Source organism: Rhodococcus sp. IEGM 1379 (assembly GCF_030056815.1).
Classification (GTDB): domain Bacteria; phylum Actinomycetota; class Actinomycetes; order Mycobacteriales; family Mycobacteriaceae; genus Rhodococcus_F.
The window spans coordinates 1-17,340 of record NZ_JASHKR010000057.1 but is presented as its reverse complement, the minus strand read 5'-3'; the positions used below and the strand labels follow the sequence as shown (position 1 = coordinate 17,340).

The 17,340-nt window shown below is 61.4% G+C and carries 17 protein-coding genes and 1 tRNA gene; 16 read left to right on the top strand and 2 right to left on the bottom strand.

The annotated features are described in order from the left end of the window. Positions 1-129: 129 nt before the first annotated feature. The 13 genes from QM600_RS22360 to QM600_RS22300 all read left to right on the top strand — a co-directional run bounded on the left by QM600_RS22360 (position 130) and on the right by QM600_RS22300 (position 11,214). A complete protein-coding gene (locus QM600_RS22360) occupies positions 130-750 on the top strand; it encodes an alpha/beta hydrolase (RefSeq protein WP_283263728.1) in 621 nt (206 codons plus the stop codon). After that, complete coding sequence (locus QM600_RS22355; protein ID WP_283263727.1) at positions 747-2,027, top strand: NAD(P)/FAD-dependent oxidoreductase; 1,281 nt, start codon at positions 747-749, stop codon at positions 2,025-2,027. The genes QM600_RS22360 and QM600_RS22355 overlap by 4 nt, the downstream gene beginning before the upstream one ends. Beyond that, positions 2,024-2,785 carry a DUF1365 domain-containing protein gene (locus QM600_RS22350; protein ID WP_283263726.1) on the top strand — a complete coding sequence of 254 codons (762 nt, stop codon included), beginning with the start codon at positions 2,024-2,026 and terminating at the stop codon, positions 2,783-2,785. Before QM600_RS22355 ends, QM600_RS22350 begins: the two co-directional genes overlap by 4 nt. Next, entirely contained in the window at positions 2,782-4,059 is a 1,278-nt protein-coding gene (locus QM600_RS22345; protein WP_283263725.1) for an SAM-dependent methyltransferase, read from the top strand. The genes QM600_RS22350 and QM600_RS22345 overlap by 4 nt, the downstream gene beginning before the upstream one ends. Next, positions 4,056-5,288, top strand: coding sequence for an SAM-dependent methyltransferase (locus QM600_RS22340; protein WP_283263724.1), 1,233 nt, complete (start codon positions 4,056-4,058; stop codon positions 5,286-5,288). The genes QM600_RS22345 and QM600_RS22340 overlap by 4 nt, the downstream gene beginning before the upstream one ends. Further along, positions 5,288-6,064 carry a DUF1295 domain-containing protein gene (locus tag QM600_RS22335; protein WP_283263723.1) on the top strand — a complete coding sequence of 259 codons (777 nt, stop codon included), beginning with the start codon at positions 5,288-5,290 and terminating at the stop codon, positions 6,062-6,064. The genes QM600_RS22340 and QM600_RS22335 overlap by 1 nt, the downstream gene beginning before the upstream one ends. Before the next feature lie 10 nt (positions 6,065-6,074). Further along, positions 6,075-6,464: a fluoride efflux transporter FluC gene (locus QM600_RS22330; protein ID WP_283263722.1), complete on the top strand. Its 390-nt coding sequence runs from the start codon at positions 6,075-6,077 to the stop codon at positions 6,462-6,464. Next, a complete protein-coding gene (crcB, locus tag QM600_RS22325; protein ID WP_283263721.1) occupies positions 6,461-6,805 on the top strand; it encodes a fluoride efflux transporter CrcB in 345 nt (114 codons plus the stop codon). Before QM600_RS22330 ends, crcB begins: the two co-directional genes overlap by 4 nt. Before the next feature lie 56 nt (positions 6,806-6,861). Then, positions 6,862-8,499 (top strand): phosphoglucomutase (alpha-D-glucose-1,6-bisphosphate-dependent), encoded by a 1,638-nt coding sequence (pgm, locus tag QM600_RS22320; RefSeq protein ID WP_283263720.1) that lies wholly within the window; start codon positions 6,862-6,864, stop codon positions 8,497-8,499. Positions 8,500-8,512: 13 nt separating this feature from the next. Then, positions 8,513-9,724, top strand: coding sequence for an MFS transporter (locus tag QM600_RS22315; protein WP_283263719.1), 1,212 nt, complete (start codon positions 8,513-8,515; stop codon positions 9,722-9,724). Between the two features lie 21 nt (positions 9,725-9,745). After that, positions 9,746-10,234, top strand: a complete 489-nt coding sequence (locus QM600_RS22310; protein WP_283263718.1) for a MauE/DoxX family redox-associated membrane protein — start codon at positions 9,746-9,748, stop codon at positions 10,232-10,234. A 34-nt stretch (positions 10,235-10,268) separates the two neighbouring features. Then, positions 10,269-11,006 (top strand): DsbA family protein, encoded by a 738-nt coding sequence (locus QM600_RS22305; protein WP_283263717.1) that lies wholly within the window; start codon positions 10,269-10,271, stop codon positions 11,004-11,006. A gap of 135 nt (positions 11,007-11,141) precedes the next feature. Further along, a tRNA-Ala gene (locus QM600_RS22300) sits at positions 11,142-11,214 on the top strand. 116 nt (positions 11,215-11,330) lie between these two features. Here QM600_RS22300 and QM600_RS22295 read toward each other — a convergent pair. Continuing rightward, on the bottom strand, positions 11,331-13,865 hold the full coding sequence (locus tag QM600_RS22295) for an alpha/beta fold hydrolase (RefSeq protein ID WP_283263716.1): 2,535 nt from the start codon (positions 13,863-13,865) through the stop codon (positions 11,331-11,333). Positions 13,866-14,046: 181 nt separating this feature from the next. Between QM600_RS22295 and QM600_RS22290 the strand changes: the two genes are divergently transcribed. Genes QM600_RS22290 through bluB form a run of 3 tightly spaced genes read left to right on the top strand, consistent with a single transcriptional unit; the run spans position 14,047 to position 16,344 of the window. Continuing rightward, entirely contained in the window at positions 14,047-14,649 is a 603-nt protein-coding gene (locus QM600_RS22290; RefSeq protein WP_283263715.1) for a lipocalin family protein, read from the top strand. Positions 14,650-14,698: 49 nt separating this feature from the next. Further along, positions 14,699-15,718 carry a CobW family GTP-binding protein gene (locus QM600_RS22285; RefSeq protein WP_283263714.1) on the top strand — a complete coding sequence of 340 codons (1,020 nt, stop codon included), beginning with the start codon at positions 14,699-14,701 and terminating at the stop codon, positions 15,716-15,718. Further along, a complete protein-coding gene (gene bluB / locus QM600_RS22280; protein ID WP_283263713.1) occupies positions 15,715-16,344 on the top strand; it encodes a 5,6-dimethylbenzimidazole synthase in 630 nt (209 codons plus the stop codon). The genes QM600_RS22285 and bluB overlap by 4 nt, the downstream gene beginning before the upstream one ends. A 16-nt stretch (positions 16,345-16,360) precedes the next feature. On the opposite strand, the gene QM600_RS22275 is transcribed toward bluB, so the two are convergent. Continuing rightward, the coding region (locus tag QM600_RS22275; protein ID WP_283263712.1) for a DEAD/DEAH box helicase at positions 16,361-17,340 on the bottom strand (980 nt) is incomplete at its 5' end.

Below are 17,340 nucleotides of genomic sequence, written 5' to 3'. Positions count from 1 at the left end.
GTTTGTTCGACAGTAAGCCGGGGTACCGACAAACTTCGACAGACGCCGAAATGCGTCCCCGCGGGGACGTCGCAGACTCAGAAATTATTGCGTTCCCATCCAGGTGGTGTGCGGCTCCGAATATTGCATATGACGCCTCAACACTTGCCGACCCATGGTGAGAACCGCAGAGTGGTGGTGATGGTTCTACCTGGTGGCAAGGTTTCGAGTCACCGCCGGTCGAGGTGCTGGCATCTGTCCAATGTGCGGATGCGCCCGTTTACCGCAGCACTTCGGCGTCGTGGATTCGAGGCAGTTCAGGTCCGATATCGCAGGCGTGGATGGAACGGTGCTGAGCGAAGTCCCGTTGCAGATGCACGACGAGTGCTCGATCGGATTACGGCGAGCGATCCGGGCGCAGCAGTGGTGTTACTCGGTCACTCGATGGGTGGGCGGGTAGCTGCGGCACTGTCCGGTGATCCGGCGATTGTGGGCGTCGTCGCGCTTGCTCCGTGGTGGCCCGCGGGGACGTCATTGGACCTTCCCGAGGGCGCGCGACTACTGGTCATCCACGGCAGTGCGGATCGGTGGACGGATCCAGTCGATTCGCAGTCGATGGTCGACAGGGCGCAGCGGGCCGGTACCGATGCCGAGTGGATCGGCGTCGAAGGCGCGGGGCATTTCATGTTGCGCCGACCTGCTCACTGGCACCGACTGGCCTCGGACGCGGTACACGAAGTAACTGAATCGAAGGCGGGAGAACGACGATGAGTTCGGAAAAGCGCAAGGTTGCCGTTGTAGGCAGCGGAGTCGCCGGGCTGACTGCTGCGTGGGTGCTGAGCAAAGACTCGGATGTGACGTTGTACGAGGTGGATTCGCGTCTGGGTGGCCATGCGGACACTCATTCGGTGACGGACCCCGAAGGTCGGCATCTCGCAATCGACACCGGGTTCATCGTCCACAACGACCGCACCTATCCAACGTTGCTGCGACTCTTTTCGGAACTCGGTGTCGTGACGCAGGACTCGGACATGAGTATGTCGGTGCGCTGCGGGGGTTGCGGTCTCGAATACTCGGGTGGTCAGGGATTACGTGGGGTTCTGCCGACGCCTGGGCTATTGGTGAACGGCAGCTTCCTCTCGATGTTGATGGAAGTAAAGCGGTTTCATCGGCGGGCGCGTGCTGTGCTGGATTCGACAGATGCAACGATGCCGGATCAGACGCTCGGTGCCTTCTTGCAGAAGGGCAGATTCTCTGATTACTTCACCGCTCATTTCATGACGCCGTTGGTATCTGCGGTGTGGTCGTGCAATCCGTCATCGGCGCTCGAGTATCCGGCGCGGTACTTGTTTTCCTTCCTCGACCATCACGGCATGCTCAGCATTTCAGGCTCGCCGAACTGGCGAACGATCAAGGGTGGTTCAGTCGAGTACGTGAACGCCGTGGCCAGGGGCATCGGAGATGTTCGCCTCAGCACACCCGCGCGAGCGATTTATCGGCACAACGATTTCGTTGAAATTCGTGGGGGAGATGATCGGCTGGAGAGCTACGCCGCAGTGGTTGTCGCGACGCATCCGCAACAGGCATTGAAGATTCTGGCTGATCCGACGCCGGTTGAGCATGAAGTTCTCGGAGCCATGCCCTACACCGTCAATTACACCCAATTGCATACGGATGAGAGTGTTCTGCCGGGGAACGTGAATGCCCGGGCGTCGTGGAATTACTACCTTCCGGATTGTGGCGCTCCGTCGGATCACGTTCTGGTGAGCTACGACATGACTCGCCTGCAACGTCTCCCCGACACCGGCCGTCGGTACATGGTGACCTTGGGCGGGGACGACATGGTGGCTGCGGAGTCCGTGATCGACAAGATGATGTACGAGCACCCGCAGTACACGCCGACTTCCGTTGCCGCGCAGGGTCGCCTCACGGAACTCGACACAAATGTCCTCGCCTTTGCGGGCGCCTATCACGGTTGGGGCTTCCATGAGGACGGCGCGTTGTCAGGATTACGTGCTGCCGAACGAGTAGGCGGGCGATGGTCATGAGCAGCCCGGCAACGCCGCCAGCACCGACACCGACTACGCCGGCCATCGTTCACACTCGCATTCGGCACGTGCGCACAGAACCGTTGCGCAACGAGTTCGAGTACCGGAGTTACAGCTGGCTCGTCGATGTCGATCAACTTCCGGTGCTGCCGAAACCGTTGCGCTCGCTGGCACGATTCGATGCGGCGGATCATCTGGGCGATCCGACGAAGACTCTTCGCGGTAACGTCGAGGCCTTCCTTACCTCACACAACATGGATCTTGCCGGTGGGCGAATCCTTATGCTTACGAATGCTCGGGTCTTCGGCCACGTGTTCAATCCGTTGACTGTCTTCTGGTGCCTGAACGAAGTCGGCAGTGTGCGTGCTGTGGTGGCAGAAGTCCACAACACGTACGGCGAACGGCACTGCTATCTCCTGAATCCCGATGAACGTGGTGCCGCGCGAACGGACAAGGAGTTCTACGTTTCGCCGTTCAACGATGTTTCGGGCGAGTATCGAATGCGCTTGCCGCTACCGGAGCATTCTCTGAGTTTGTCGATAGTTCTGGCCCGCCAGGGGCACGCACCGTTCGTGGCGACGGTATCCGGGGAATGTGTGGCGGCAACCAAGCGCGAGATTCTGCGCAGTGCGATATCGATCCCGATGGCACCGCTCCGAGTATCCGTGCAGATCCGATATCAAGGAATTCGATTGTGGGCCAGGCGGTTACCGATCGTTCCCAGGCTGCATCACCAACCGCAGGAGGCTGTGCAATGACCATCACCACTCTGGCAATAGATCCCTCCGAATTGGACCGCTGGCCCGGTGTTGTCACCGTTCCCCGTGGTGTGAAGGTACGGATCGCCGCCCCGGTCGCTCGGGCACTGTTCCATAAAGCGGTGGCGCGATTGCCGCTGCGGGTGCAGATGCCGAACGGTGAAATCTCCGGCGGTGGGGGCGTTAATGCTCCACTGATGGTCATTCATCGGCCGGAGGATTTTGCTGCTCGTGTCGGGGACAGCGGACTGATCGGTTTCGGCGAGTCGTACATGGCCGGCGATTGGGAAGCGCCGGATCTGACGGCGGTGCTGGAGGTGTTCGCGTCTCGGGTGGCTACCCTGATCCCGGATTTCCTGCAGCGCCTGCGCGGCTTGTACATTCCGAAACAGCCTCGTAGTGAAAGAAATTCGACGCAGAACACGCGCTCGAATATCTCTCGACACTATGACTTGTCGAACGAGTTGTTCGAACTATTTCTCGACGACACGATGACTTATTCGAGTGCCTTGTTCGAGGATTTGTCGACAGGCAAGCGTCTGTCCGGGGACGGGTTCGCCGCTGCGCAGCACCGAAAGATCGACAGGCTGCTCGACGGCGCCGGAGTCGGACCTGGCTCACGGGTCCTCGAGATCGGAACAGGCTGGGGCGAGTTGGCAATTCGAGCTGCGCAGCGTGGTGCAACGGTGCGGTCGGTGACTTTGTCGGTGGAGCAACAGGAGTTGGCTGCCAAGCGGATCAGTGCTGCCGGCCTCGCCGATCGGGTGCAGGTCGATCTCCTGGACTACCGGCAGGTGGAAGGTGAGTACGACGCGGTGGTCTCGGTGGAGATGATCGAAGCTGTCGGACACCAGTATTGGGGGAGCTACTTTCAGACGATCGACTCACTGTTGGCGCCTGGCGGGCGGGCCGCGATTCAAGCCATCACTATGCCGCATGATCGAATGTTGGCTACCCGCAACACCTATACGTGGGTGCACAAGTACATTTTCCCCGGCGGATTCCTGCCGTCGGTACGCGCGATCGAGGATGTGACCGAACGCCTGACCACTCTGCGGGTACGTGAACGTATGTCGATGGGTGATCACTATGCGCAGACCTTGCGTCTGTGGGACGAGAGTTTCATGGCCAGAACGGCGGAAGCTGAAGCGCTCGGATTCGATGCCGTGTTCGCGCGCATGTGGCACTTCTATCTCTGCTATTCCGAGGCCGGATTCCGGTCCGGATATCTCGACGTCCAGCAAGTGATCCTTGATCGGAGGAACCCGCGATGACTGCCACAATTGCCGGTCGATTGGCTGAATTGATCGAACCCCTTGTCGGGGGCGAGCTTCCAGTTCATCTCACCGCCTGGGACGGCAGTTCCGCCGGGCCGTCGGGCGCACCGAAGGTCACCCTCCGCAATGCGAATGTACTGCGTCGACTCCTCTGGAATCCGGGAGAGTTGGGGGCTGCGCAATCGTACGTTCTGGGGGAGTTGGACGTCGAAGGCGATCTCGGTGACGCGCTCACCCACGTGTGGAAGGTCTCGGCCGAGCGTGGATTGGGTTCGGTGGCTCCGACTCCGGCCGTCGTACTTGCGACCGTCAAGGCTGCACGTTCTCTCGGAGCATTCGGACGGCCACTCCCGCCGCCGGTGTCGCAAGCGCAGGTCAAGGGGCGCCTGCACAGTCTCTCGCGGGACAGGGCAGCGATCGGGCATCACTACGACCTGTCCAACGACTTCTATCAACTGATCTTGGACGAGAACATGGCGTACTCGTCCGGGTACTGGACATCCGAGGAGTCCGACTACACGCTCGCGGACTCGCAACGGGACAAACTGGACCTGGTCTGCCGCAAGGTCGGCCTCGATCAGTCGCGAGGACGTCGACTTCTCGACGTCGGCTGTGGCTGGGGTTCGTTGAGCTTGCATGCTGCCCGCGAATACGGTGCGCACGTCGTCGGTGTGACTATCTCGGGCGAGCAGAAGGCGTTCATCGACGCGAAGATTCGAGCACTCGGGCTCGAGGATTGGGTCGAGATCCGGTTGCAGGACTACCGAGAGATCCCCGATGGTCCCTTCGACGCGGTTGCTTCGATAGAAATGGGTGAGCATGTCGGTGAAGACAACTATCCGACATACGTGAAGGCACTGCACGACAACGTGACCCAGGGTGGTCGGGTGCTGATCCAGCAGATGTCGCGCACCGGAGCGCATCCCGGCGGTGGACCCTTTATCGAGTCGTTCATTGCTCCCGATATGTATATGCGACCGCTGGGGCGCACGGTCGCAATGATCGAGGAAGGTGGCCTCGAGGTTTGTGATGTCCAAGGGTTGCGTGAGCATTACGTGCGCACGGTGGACGCGTGGATTGATACCTTCGAATCCAACTTCGATCGGGTCGTCGAGTTGGTCGGACTCGAGGTGGCCCGAGTGTGGCGTCTCTACCTTGTGGGCGGCGGAATGGCTTTCCGCGACGGCCGGATGGGCGTCCACCAGATTCTTTCGGTGCGACCGTAATGGGCACGGTATCGCTGGCGAGCCTGCTGGCGATTGTTGTCACCATGGCCGTGACGGCGGTGATCGGTGTACGCATCGGTCGCCACAATGTTGTCGACGTGTCGTGGGGCGTTGGGTTCGTCGTGATCGCAGTGGTATCCGCAGTTTTCGGCACGGGTGATCCGTGGCGCCGAGTCCTGTTGGTGGTGTTGGTCGGGATCTGGGGTGTGCGTTTGGCGTGGCACATGGCTGTGCGCTCCCGGGGGAAAGGCGAGGATCCGCGGTACGAGGAACTGCTGGGCAAGGCGAGTGGCAACCGGACGCGGTACGCGATTCGGAAAATCTATGCGACACAGGGTATTTCCCTTTGGTTTGTGTCGCTGCCGATCCAGGTGGCATCGGTCTCGCATGGAAGTGTCAGTGCACTGGTCGTGCTCGGTGTCGTATTGTGGCTCGTCGGTGTCACTTTCGAGGCGGTGGGTGATCGGCAGATGGCGGAGTTCAAATCCGATCCGGGTAGTCGTGGGCACATCATGGATCAAGGATTATGGGCGTGGACGCGTCATCCCAACTATTTCGGTGACGCGTGCGTCTGGTGGGGGATTTTCCTCGTCTCGGCGTCCGTCTGGCCGGGAGTGTTGACGATTCTCTCGCCCATCGCAATGACGTATTTTCTCGTGTTCGCCACCGGAGCGCGACTCCTCGAAAGGCACATGGCTCAGCGTCCCGGGTATCGGGAGTATCAGGAGCGCACAAGCTACTTCATTCCGCGACGGCCACGCCCTGTGCAAAGGTAGTTGTGTGAGCGTGAGTGAATTGAAACTACCGGCGGCCATCGGTGCAGTGGCAGCCGGCGGCGCGCTGGGGACGCTGACACGATATGGCCTGGGCGAGTTGTTTCCACATATCTGGACGACGCTCGTCATCAATGTGGTCGGATCGTTGACCCTCGGAATCCTTGCCGAACTGTTGGTTCACGACAAGGGGTGGTACCTCTTCCTCGGAACAGGATTTTGCGGCGGCTTCACGACGTTCTCGTTGTTTGCGGTTCATGCGATAACCGAAAGCCCGATTCGATCGATCCTGTACGTGCTCGGCACTTTGATTCCGGCCATTCTTGCCGCAGCGTTGGGCAAAGAACTGGGCGAGCGGTGGATGCGAATCAAGGACACCGGCAGGGATGAGGTGTCGGCATGACCGTTTTCCTCGTAGCCCTCGGCGGCGGTACCGGAGCGACCGGCCGATACTTGCTTGCGAAATACGTCCCTGCCTACAAGGGATTTCCGGCCGCAACATTCGCGGCTAACGTCCTGGGTTGCTTCCTGCTCGGATTGTTCACCGGCGCAACGCTCTCCACCCCGATGGCCGCCTTGCTTGCAACGGGCTTCTGTGGCGGTTTGTCCACGTACTCGACCTTTTCGACCGAAAATGTCGGCATGCTCGAGAAGCGTCAGACGGCTCTCTCGTTGGTGTACATCATCGTCAGTCTTGTCGTGGGTCTCACTGCTGCCTGGTTGGGAATTCAGATCACAGAGTAGAGAATGGGCTTCAGTCGTGTCGGCTTCGTGGCCGACCACCGTGATTAGGGGGAGTCGTGGCGCACGAACGAGCAGGACAGGTGGCGCTGCCACAGGATCTGGTGGATGTACCGCATCTGGTCACTGCCTATTACGTCCGCACGCCGGACCCCGAGAATCCTCTGCAGCAGGTGGTATTCGGGACATCGGGCCACCGCGGTTCCAGTCTCGACAACGCGTTCAACGAAGCTCATATTCTTGCCACGACGCAGGCGATTGTCGAGTATCGAGCGTCGCAGGGCATCGACGGGCCGTTGTTCATCGGACGCGACACCCATGCGCTTTCCTTGCCTGCTTGGACATCGGCATTGGAAGTTCTGGTTGCCAATGATGTAGTGGTGCTGGTTGATTCGCGCGACGGCTACACACCCACGCCCGCTGTCAGCCATGCGATCCTGCGTTACAACTCTACTCGTCCCGAAGCCAGAGCCGACGGAATCGTCGTCACGCCTTCGCACAATCCGCCGCGTGACGGCGGATTCAAATACAACCCTCCGCACGGCGGCCCGGCCGATAGCGATGCCACATCCGTGATCGCTGCGCGCGCCAATGAACTGATCAGAAACGGACTGTCGGGCGTACGACGCGTCACTGCGAAGCAGGCACACGCCCGCGTCGAGCGATACGATTTCCTGCGTCACTACGTCGACGATCTCCCGTCGGTGCTCGATCTGGCAGCGATCCGCGACGCGGGCATCCGGATCGGCGCAGACCCGTTGGGCGGAGCGAGCGTCGATTACTGGGGCGCAATTGCAGAAACGCATCGCCTCGATCTCGAAGTGGTGAATCCGTTGGTCGATCCGACGTGGCGATTCATGACCCTCGACACCGACGGCAAGATCCGCATGGATTGTTCCTCACCGGACGCCATGGCGTCGCTGATCGGGATCCGTGATCGGTACGACATCGCCACCGGCAACGACGCCGATTCCGACCGCCACGGCATCGTCACACCCGATGGCGGATTGATGAATCCCAATCACTATCTGGCCGTTGCCATCGAGTACCTGTTCGCTCATCGGCCGAACTGGGGCGCCGATACCAAAGTCGGCAAGACTCTGGTGAGTTCGTCGATGATCGACCGGGTTGTCGACGGGTTGGGGCGTCAACTCCTCGAAGTTCCGGTCGGCTTCAAGTGGTTCGTGCCGGGTCTGCTCGACGGTTCCGTGGGATTCGGCGGCGAAGAGAGCGCGGGTGCGTCGTTCCTACGCCACGACGGTTCGGTGTGGACGACGGACAAGGACGGGATCATCCTTGCTCTGCTGGCGTCGGAGATCACAGCAGTAACGGGCAAGACGCCGTCGCAGCATTACACGGCACTGACCGAGAAGTTCGGCACTCCCGCCTATGCGCGCATCGATGCTCCGGCGACCCGCGAGCAGAAGGCGGTGCTGGCGAAACTGTCGCCGGATCAGGTCACTGCTACCGAATTGGCGGGTGAGCCGATTACTGCGGCGCTCACGGCAGCTCACGGAAACGGCGCCGCGATCGGCGGTTTGAAAGTCACCACCGAGAATGCGTGGTTTGCCGCGAGACCGTCGGGCACCGAGGACGTCTACAAGATCTACGCCGAGTCGATGAAGGGCGCCGAACATCTGGCGCAGGTTCAGGCGGCTGCCAGGGACCTGGTGTCGAGTGTCCTGAAGGCCGGTTAAAATCCTGGGCGACATGAAAACTCGTGCAGCCAGACTGCCACAGGAAATCTGGGTACTGGTTTCCGCCAGCTTCGTCATTGCTCTCGGATTCGGTGTAGTTGCCCCGGCACTACCGCAGTTCGCCCGTAGCTTCGACGTATCGGTTACCGCCGCCACCGTCGTCATCTCGTCGTTTGCATTCATGCGATTGGTGTTTGCGCCGATGAGCGGCACTTTGGTGCAAAAGCTCGGTGAGCGGCCGGTCTACATCACCGGTCTCCTGATCGTTGCGTTGTCCACCGGTGCGTGTGCTTTTGCGCAGGACTACTGGCAGTTGCTGCTGTTCCGGTCGGTCGGCGGTATCGGTTCGACGATGTTCACGGTCTCCGCGCTGGGGTTGCTCATTCGGATCTCGCCGCCGGACAGTCGGGGCCGGGTCTCCGGTCTCTACGCGACGAGTTTCCTGATGGGCTCGATCACGGGTCCGATCTTCGGTGGTGCTCTCCTGCAGTTCGGTCTGCGGATGCCGTTCATCATCTACGCGGTCACGCTTGTCGTCGCTGCTGCGGTGGTGTTTGTCAGCTTGCGTGGCTCGCATCTGGCGTCGCCGGAGAAGGGTGAGGTCGTCACGCCGATGACCCTGGCCGAAGGATTGCGTTCGCCGGTGTACCGGGCAGCGCTGGGCTCGAACCTGGCCTTCGGTGGCGTCATCTTCGGTGTCCGCGTCGCCATGGTTCCGCTCTTCGTGGTGGAGGCGCTGGGGCGCGAGGATTCGGTCGCGGCCTATGCATTGGCGGTCTTCGCCGTCGGGAATGCGTTGATTCTGACGTTTTCCGGTCGGCTTTCCGATAAGTACGGACGCAAACCGTTTGTCATCGCCGGCCTGCTCGTGTGCGGGTTTGGCACTATCGCGATCGGATTCACCGAAAACTTGGTTGCGTTCTTCGTGATCGCCGCGATTACCGGCGCGGGTTCGGGTTTGATGAGTCCGTCGCAGCAGGCAGCAGTTGCCGACGTCGTCGGTTCGAAGGCTCGCGGAGGCCCGGTTCTGGCGGTGTTCCAGATGATGTCCGATGTCGGAGGGGTTGTAGCACCGATCTGCGCCGGCCTGTTGGCTCAGAATTTCTCGTACTCCGTGGCGTTCGCCGCGATGGGATCCGTGGTTGTTCTCGCGACGGTGGGTTGGCTTCTGGTGCCGGCGAAGGCAGTGACAGCCAAGGCAGCCAGCTCTGAGCCTGCTCACTAGCTCGCTCTGTAGGCTCGGCTCGTGGCGATTCGCATCGTGAGTCTTGTGGCCCGGTTGGGCTTGGCGGCAGTCTGGCTGATTTCGGGTGGGCTGAAGTTCCTCGATCCCGTGCAGACGAAGATCGCGGTCCGGGCGTACCAACTTTTGCCCGAGAGCCTCGTCGGTCCCGTTGCGATGGCATTGCCGTTGATCGAGATCATCCTCGGACTGCTCCTGCTCGTCGGTCTTGCGGTCCGGGGGTCGGCAGTTGTCTCCGTGCTGGTGCTCGTCGTGTTGATCGGCGTGATTATTTCGGTGTGGGCCCGGGGATTGTCCATCGACTGCGGCTGTTTCGGTGGGGGCGGAGCGGCCGACGTGGGCGCGTGGGACTACCTCAGCGAGATCTTGCGAGACCTAGGTTTCCTGGCGCTGGCAGCGTGGTTGTGTGTCTTCCCGCGCTCACCGCTGGCATTGGGACAGGGATCACGTGTGGGTTTCTCAGTTGACGCTCAGTCTTCAGTGGCAAGGTAAACAAAACTACCGACGCACGAAGGACTGCATCAGCGTGAGCGCCCAGAACAAGAAATACACCCCGGAACCGGTATCGAGTCGTCCTACCTACATCATCGGTGGGTTGGCGATCGTAGTCATCGCAGCCTTGGTGTTCGGCGGCATCTGGTGGCAGAGCAGCAAGAACAAAGTGCAGAACGAGGGCTACGGCTCGGTGCAGAACTCCGAGGTCGTGGTCACGGTCCAGGCCAACGGCGTCGTACTGCTCGGAAAGCCCGATGCGCGTACCACTCTTGACATCTTCGAGGATCCGCTGTGCCCGGCGTGCGCCGCACTCGAGCACCTGAGCGGACAGGCAGTCGCGGAGGCAATCGACAACGGTGACATCGCCGTTCGTTATCACATGCTCAACTTCCTCAACAAGGCATCGAGTAGCGGCGATTACTCCACCCGCGCTGGTGCTGCATTGATGTGTGTCGCGCAGGACGGCAACGCCATCGCGTACTCGCGCTTGCACACGGCACTGTTCTCGCCGGACAACCAGCCGGCCGAGAGCGGAAAGAGTGATCACAGCAATGACGAACTGGCGAGCCTCGCCACCGAGAACGGTGCGTCTCCTGCCGCAGCCACCTGTATCTCCTCGGGAGTGAACGTAGAGGCCGCTGCGGCCAACGCTGCAGCAGCCAGTGAAGCGCTCTCGGCTGCCGGCAGCACAGGCACCCCGACGGTGGTTGCGGACGGCAAGATCGTCAGCACCAAGAACAGTGACTGGGTCTCGCAGTTCACTTCCTGAGGCGGTCGCGGCCGCTCTGAAGTGAGAGCGGCCGCACCCTTCTGACCAGCCGATTTGTAGCCCGACGCGCAAGTGGTGTAACTTTCTTCGAGCAAGCGGAAAGCAGAACAGTCGCCTGCAAGATCAACTGAATACGGGGCTATGGCGCAGCTGGTAGCGCACCACACTGGCAGTGTGGGGGTCAGGGGTTCGAGTCCCCTTAGCTCCACCCAAGACAAAGCTCCTCACTTGCGAACCTTCGCGAGTGAGGAGCTTTTTCGTGTCTCGAGCTTGGTAGTGCTCACCGCAGCAGGCGGTTAAGGGGACACGCCTGCTGCAGGAGGTTTATGCGAGCGCGCGCTCGACGGCCTCGCCGGTAGCAACTGCGTACGGGGCCCGCAAGATGTCCTCATGGGAGCCGAGGATGTCTTCGAAGGTGACATGGCCCGTTGCGACCGCCGACCAGTCAGCGGCGCTCTGACGGTTGTCCTCACCACGGATGACGGTTACCGCGCCGCGGTACGGGCACGGGACATAGTTTCGAAGCGAGGCAAGTCCGCGGTGATAGAAGAGATACCACTGCATCGAGGTGTCGAACTGCAGGACGCCGGCAAACTGGTATCGGAACCAGATCCCCAGGACCGATTTCCGCGACGTGCGTGCTCGCGCATTCAGGACGGGTTCGGGGCTTGTTGTTTCGGGGCCTTGTGCTTCGAGCACAGCGTCAGGGTTCGGCGCAATCATGTTCTCGCGCAGGTGGGTGTCCAGAATGACAACTCGCTCGACGGTCTCGCCCTCGTCGTGAAGGCGACTGGCGATTTCCAGGGCTACGAAACCGCCGTGCGAGTAGCCACCGAGGACGTAGGGTCCGTGCTGCCGGACCTTCCTGATCTCACGCATATACCGATCAGCCATCTTGGAGATGGTTCGATCGGGTAGTCCGCGCGATTCCATTCCATGCGCTTGCAGGGCGTACACCGGTCGGTTTCCGGACATTGCCTGCGTCATTGCGAGGAAGCTCAGCGCCGGCGCTCCGGCACCGGTGATCAGGAAGAGCGGGGTTCGAGAGCCTTCGGTGGTGAGCGGAACCAGGTCGGAAGCCCGGCCCTCGTCACGCTTCTTGTTCCAGAGCATGGCGTCGACAAGCGCTGCCAGTTCTCGAATGGTGGTGGCCGTGGCAAATTGGGCACCGGTGACGGTGACCAGGACCGCTGCTCGAACAGCAGTCAGCATCTCGGCTGCAGCCAGTGAATCGCCGCCGAGCGCGAAGAAATCGTCGTCGCGGTCCAAGCTTTCGAGGCCGATGATCTTGGACCAGATGATGGCAATGCGAAACTCGGTGATGGTTTCCAGCGTGGGTGCGGCCGTCGTGGTGGCGACGGGTGCCGGTGCGGGAAGTGCGGCGCGGTCGATCTTTCCGCGTTCGTTGCGGGGGATCGAAGTCAGCATGATGATGTGGCGGGGAACCATCCAGCCCGGCAGCCGTTGGGACAGTTCGCGTCGAACTTCGGCCGGGGACAAGGCAATTCGATGGGGATTGCTGACGATGTATGCGCACAGTACCGGGTCGTCGTTCTCGGTTCGCACGATAACGGCAACGTCCACGACGCCGGAGATCGCGCGAAGTGAGGCGTCGACCTCGGTGGGTTCGACGAGATACCCGCGGATCTTCACGGCGTCGTCGAGACGGCCCTTGAGTTGCAGTTCCCCCTGGGCGTCGATGCATCCACGGTCGCCGGTCCGATAGCGGCTGACACCGCCGGCGATGGGGGTGAAGCGTTGGGCTGTCCGCTCAGGATCGCCGTGGTAGCCGTCGGCCAAGTCGCTGGAGATGATGTGGATCTCGCCGACCTCGCCGTCGGGGAGCGGGTTGCCTTCGAGGTCGACGATCTGGACGTCTTTCCCGTCGCGTGCACGACCGGCCGGGACGATGCCCGACGGGAATGCCGAACCAGGAGGAAAGGCGTTGTACGCGACCACGCCGGTCTCGGTGGTGGCCATCCAGTTGACGTAGGTGACATCCGAGAATCCGTGATCGCGGTGTTGTTGGTAGTCGCGTCCGTGCGCGGCCTCGCCGTACGTGACGACGACGCGCAGAGTGTTATCGGAACTATCGCGCCGATCAGTGGGTTCGGCGACAGTCCAGGCGCGCAGGAAGGAGGGCGCGCAGTGGGCTGTGGTGATCGCGTTCCTGCGGAGCCAGTGGTCCAGGTTGGATGTGCCGTCGACCCGCGGGTCCCAGCAGTACACGGTGACGCCGTTCATCAATCCCATGATGAGAGCGGTGATACCGGCGCCGAAGCTGACCGGCAGAAGGTTTCCGATGTGATCGTCCGGACGCAGATCAATTGCAGCGGCGAGTTCGTCGGCCTTGTTCAGGCACATCGAGTGGCTCAGTACAACACCTTTGGGAGCGCCGCTGGTGCCGGAGGTGAATGCGATCATCGCGGGATCGGAACTGAGGGGCTCGAGTGCGTTGCCGAACCGGAATTCGGCTGCTGCAGCTTCTCCGAGAACGGTGTGCAGGGCGACGGCTCCCGAGGTGGCCAGAATGTGTTCGCGTCGGGCGTCGGGCAGTTGCGGATCGATCATGACCAACGGTCGGCCGGAGATCAGCGTTGCGAGTAGGGAGACGACGGACTCGGCGGTGGGCTCGAGGTCTACTGCGACCGGGCAGCTCCCGTGAGGGCCTCGGATATCCAGTTCGCGGGCAATCGCGTCGGCGCGCACTTCGAGATCGGCGAATGTGATCTGGTCGCGCGGGGTGACTATGGCTACGGTGTCGTGCTGCATCGAGGTGACGCGGCGCCACCGGGATTCGATGGTCTCGTCGATGACGGCGTACCTCGTACGCTCGAGTCCCAAATCGACAACGTTCATGTCTGAAGCTCCGTTCCAGATACCAGTTACCGTAGAGCAAAGACTACAGAAGGTCGGCTATGAAGGTCCATAACAAACCAAAAGTAGTTTTACATATCACCAGTCCGATCGGTAGTCGGCTCCGAATGTCTATGAGGAAGCGCAACTCGGTGAACGTCGATGTTATGAGCAGGAGTGGGACATGAAGTGGTCGGGAAAAAGTGCAATTGTGACGGCAGTGTTGTGTTGTGCCTTGTCGGGACTGTCTGGCACGGCGCAGGCGGCGCCCATCTGGGAACCCCTGCAACCAGTGCAATCCCTCGATGTGGGGCGCTACGTGGGCGATTGGTACCAGTTGGCGGCGGTGCCGCAACCGTTCAATCTGATGTGCGCCAAGGACACGCAGGCTCGCTACGAGGTGCTTGATGCGTCGAATGTGAGTGTTCGGAATACTTGCACAACCTGGACCGGGCAGCAGGGCGGCATCGTCGGTAATGCGCGAGTTATCGATTTGGTAACGAATGCGCAATTGCATGTGAGCTTCCCAGGTGTGCCCACGCAGGAGGGTCTGGACGGGCCGCCGAACTACATCGTCACGTACATCGCCGACGACTACTCGTGGGCACTTGTGGGTGATCCGCTGAGATTGTCCGGGTTTGTGCTCTCACGTTCTCCGGTAGTGGACGCAGCCGGCTGGAGTGAGATCCGACGGGTCGCCGAGGCGCAGGGTTACAACGCCTGCACGATTCTGACGTCACCGACGACCGAAGGGGTGCAGGACGTTCAGCCCCTGTGCTTCAAGTAGAGCCCCGCGCTTCAAGTAGAGCCCCTGCTGTTCCAATAGAGTAGTTCGGGTGAAGAAGCAGATCCCCGTTATCGTGGTGGCAGGATTCCTGGGTTCGGGAAAGACAACTCTCCTCAACCATCTCCTGCACAACAACAACGGAGTGCGCATCGGAGTGATCGTCAACGATTTCGGTGCGGTCAACATCGATTCCATGATGGTGGCCGGCCAAGTCGACTCCACGCTCGCTCTCACCAACGGGTGTCTGTGCTGCGCTGTCGACGTCTCCGATCTGGACGAGATGCTCGACAAATTGGCTCACCGCCAGTCCGGGGTCGACGTGATCGTCATCGAGGCCAGCGGACTGGCGGAGCCGCGCACCATGATTCGACTGGTGCTCGGGAGCGAGAACTCCCTCGTCGAGTACGGCGGGTTGGTGGTTGTCGTCGACGGCGCGAACTTCCGTGAGACGCGGCAATCGCATCCCGAACTCGATCAGCACGTCGCTTTGGCAGATCTACTGATAGTCAACAAGACGGACTGCATCGACGCGGCCGAGCGCGAGGCATTCACGGACATGATTCGCGGGCTCAATGCGCGCGCGCCGATGGTGGAAACTACCCATTCGCATGTGGATCCCGCGCTGCTCTTCGATTTCGCGGCGTCCTCGCAGCCTTCTCCCGGCGAGCAGCTGAGCCTTGACGACCTGCTTCGTGGTGAGCATCACGACCACACTCACACTCAGTACGAGGCCGTGGACTTTGTCTCCGACATCGCTCTCGACGCACGGGCGGTCACCCGGTTTCTCGAGAATCAACCGGCAGGTGTCTACCGCATCAAGGGATACCTGAACTTCGAGATTCCTGGGTACACAGGCAAATTCGAGGTTCAGACGGTGGGGGATCATGTGCGGATCTCGCCGCTCCGCTGGAAGGCCGGTGAACCTCGAATAACGCAGTTGGTTGTGATTGGCACGGGTATGGACAGTGTGGCAGTAGGCGAGGCCTTGCGCGAGTGTGTTCGAGGCGTCGGCGTCGAACCCCACCCGGACGCCATGTTGGGATTACATCGCTATACCGTCGGAGCGTGAGTGAATCAGCGGTATCTGTATACGAAGCGATCCGGCGCAGACGTGATGTGCGCGCAGAGTTCTCAGGCGAGGTAGTCCCGGACGACGTCTTGATGCGCATCCTCGGCGCGGCTCACCGGGCACCGAGCGTCGGGAACACGCAACCCTGGGATTTTGTCGTCGTCCGCAAGCCCGAAACACTCGGGACATTTGCTGCCCATGTGGCGGATGCGCGGGTGAATTTCGCGAAGTCTCTGCCTGAGGACCGGCGCGAAACATTCGATCCCATCAAGATCGAGGGGATCACGGAAAGTGGCACCGGGATCGTGGTCACCTACGACCCGTCGCGGGGCGGCCCCAATATCCTCGGTCGTCATACCGTCGACGACACGGGACTGTTTTCCGCGGTACTCGCGATTCAGAACCTGTGGCTGGCGGCGGTCGCCGAGGACATCGGGATCGGGTGGGTGTCGTTCTACGACGAGGCATATCTCACCGAACTGATGAACATTCCGGCGCCGGTGAGGCCTATCGCCTGGCTGTGTATCGGGAAAGTGACCGAGTTCCAACAGGTTCCGGACCTCGAACGCTTCGGATGGAAACAGCGCCGGCCATTGGCCGACGCTGTCCATTTCGAAACGTATTGAGTTGTAAGGCAGGCGTTTAGCGTGCTGCGGGCCGTGCGCCACCGGTGCGGGGACGGCCTGCGCCGCCGGTGCGGGCGCCACGTGACTGGCCGCCCTGTCCGGAACGTGCCTGGCCGCCCTGTCCGGAACGTGCCTGTCCGGCGCGTGCCGGGCGCGCACCGCGGCCGGGGCCCTGCGGCTGAACCGGCGCCTTGGGGGCCGGGGTGACGTGCGGGGCGATGTCGCCGACAAGCGCGATGACGTGCTCGGAGTTGGCCGTCGAACGAATCGAGGTCACCTTGATGGAGGCCTTGCGCATGAGGATCGCGAGATCCTTGCGCTGCTCCGGCAGGACGACGGTGACAACGTCACCGGCGCTACCGGCGCGAGCGGTACGGCCACTGCGGTGCAGGTACGCCTTGTGCTCTGCCGGGGGATCGACGTGGACAACCAGCTGGACATCATCGACGTGAACGCCGCGAGCGGCAACATCGGTGGCGACGAGAACGCGGGCCTCGCCGGCGGAGAATGCGGCGAGGTTGCGGTCACGAGCAGCCTGCGACAGGTTGCCGTGCAGGTCGACGGACGGGATACCCGATTCGGTGAGCTGGCGAGCCAGCTTGCGAGCCTGGTGCTTGGTGCGCATGAAAAGGATGCGTCGGCCGGTGCCGGACGCGAGCTTCTCGACGAGAGCCTTCTTGGCTTCGACGCCGTCGACGTCGAAGATGTGGTGCGTCATTGCGGCGACGGGGGAGTTGGCCTCGTCGACGGAGTGCATGACCTCGTTCTTGAGGAAACGCTTGACGAGCTTGTCGACGCCGTTGTCCAGGGTGGCGGAGAACAGCAGGCGCTGTCCGTTGGCCGGGGTGGCGGACAAGATGCGGGTGACGACGGGCAGGAAGCCGAGGTCGGCCATGTGATCGGCCTCGTCGAGGACAGTGATCTCGATGGCGTCGAGGCTCACGAACTTCTGCTTCATGAGGTCTTCGAGGCGACCGGGGCAAGCGACGACGATGT

Bases quoted from the DNA above. Each gene is read 5' to 3' on its own strand.
- QM600_RS22290 (WP_283263715.1), top strand. From the start codon at position 14,047: ATGAAGTGGTCGGGAAAAAGTGCAATTGTGACGGCAGTGTTGTGTTGT.
- QM600_RS22360 (WP_283263728.1), top strand. From the start codon at position 130: ATGACGCCTCAACACTTGCCGACCCATGGTGAGAACCGCAGAGTGGTG.
- QM600_RS22335 (WP_283263723.1), top strand. From the start codon at position 5,288: ATGGGCACGGTATCGCTGGCGAGCCTGCTGGCGATTGTTGTCACCATG.
- crcB (WP_283263721.1), top strand. From the start codon at position 6,461: ATGACCGTTTTCCTCGTAGCCCTCGGCGGCGGTACCGGAGCGACCGGC.
- QM600_RS22315 (WP_283263719.1), top strand. From the start codon at position 8,513: ATGAAAACTCGTGCAGCCAGACTGCCACAGGAAATCTGGGTACTGGTT.
- QM600_RS22340 (WP_283263724.1), top strand. From the start codon at position 4,056: ATGACTGCCACAATTGCCGGTCGATTGGCTGAATTGATCGAACCCCTT.
- QM600_RS22345 (WP_283263725.1), top strand. From the start codon at position 2,782: ATGACCATCACCACTCTGGCAATAGATCCCTCCGAATTGGACCGCTGG.
- QM600_RS22355 (WP_283263727.1), top strand. From the start codon at position 747: ATGAGTTCGGAAAAGCGCAAGGTTGCCGTTGTAGGCAGCGGAGTCGCC.
- QM600_RS22350 (WP_283263726.1), top strand. From the start codon at position 2,024: ATGAGCAGCCCGGCAACGCCGCCAGCACCGACACCGACTACGCCGGCC.
- QM600_RS22295 (WP_283263716.1), bottom strand. From the start codon at position 13,865: ATGAACGTTGTCGATTTGGGACTCGAGCGTACGAGGTACGCCGTCATC.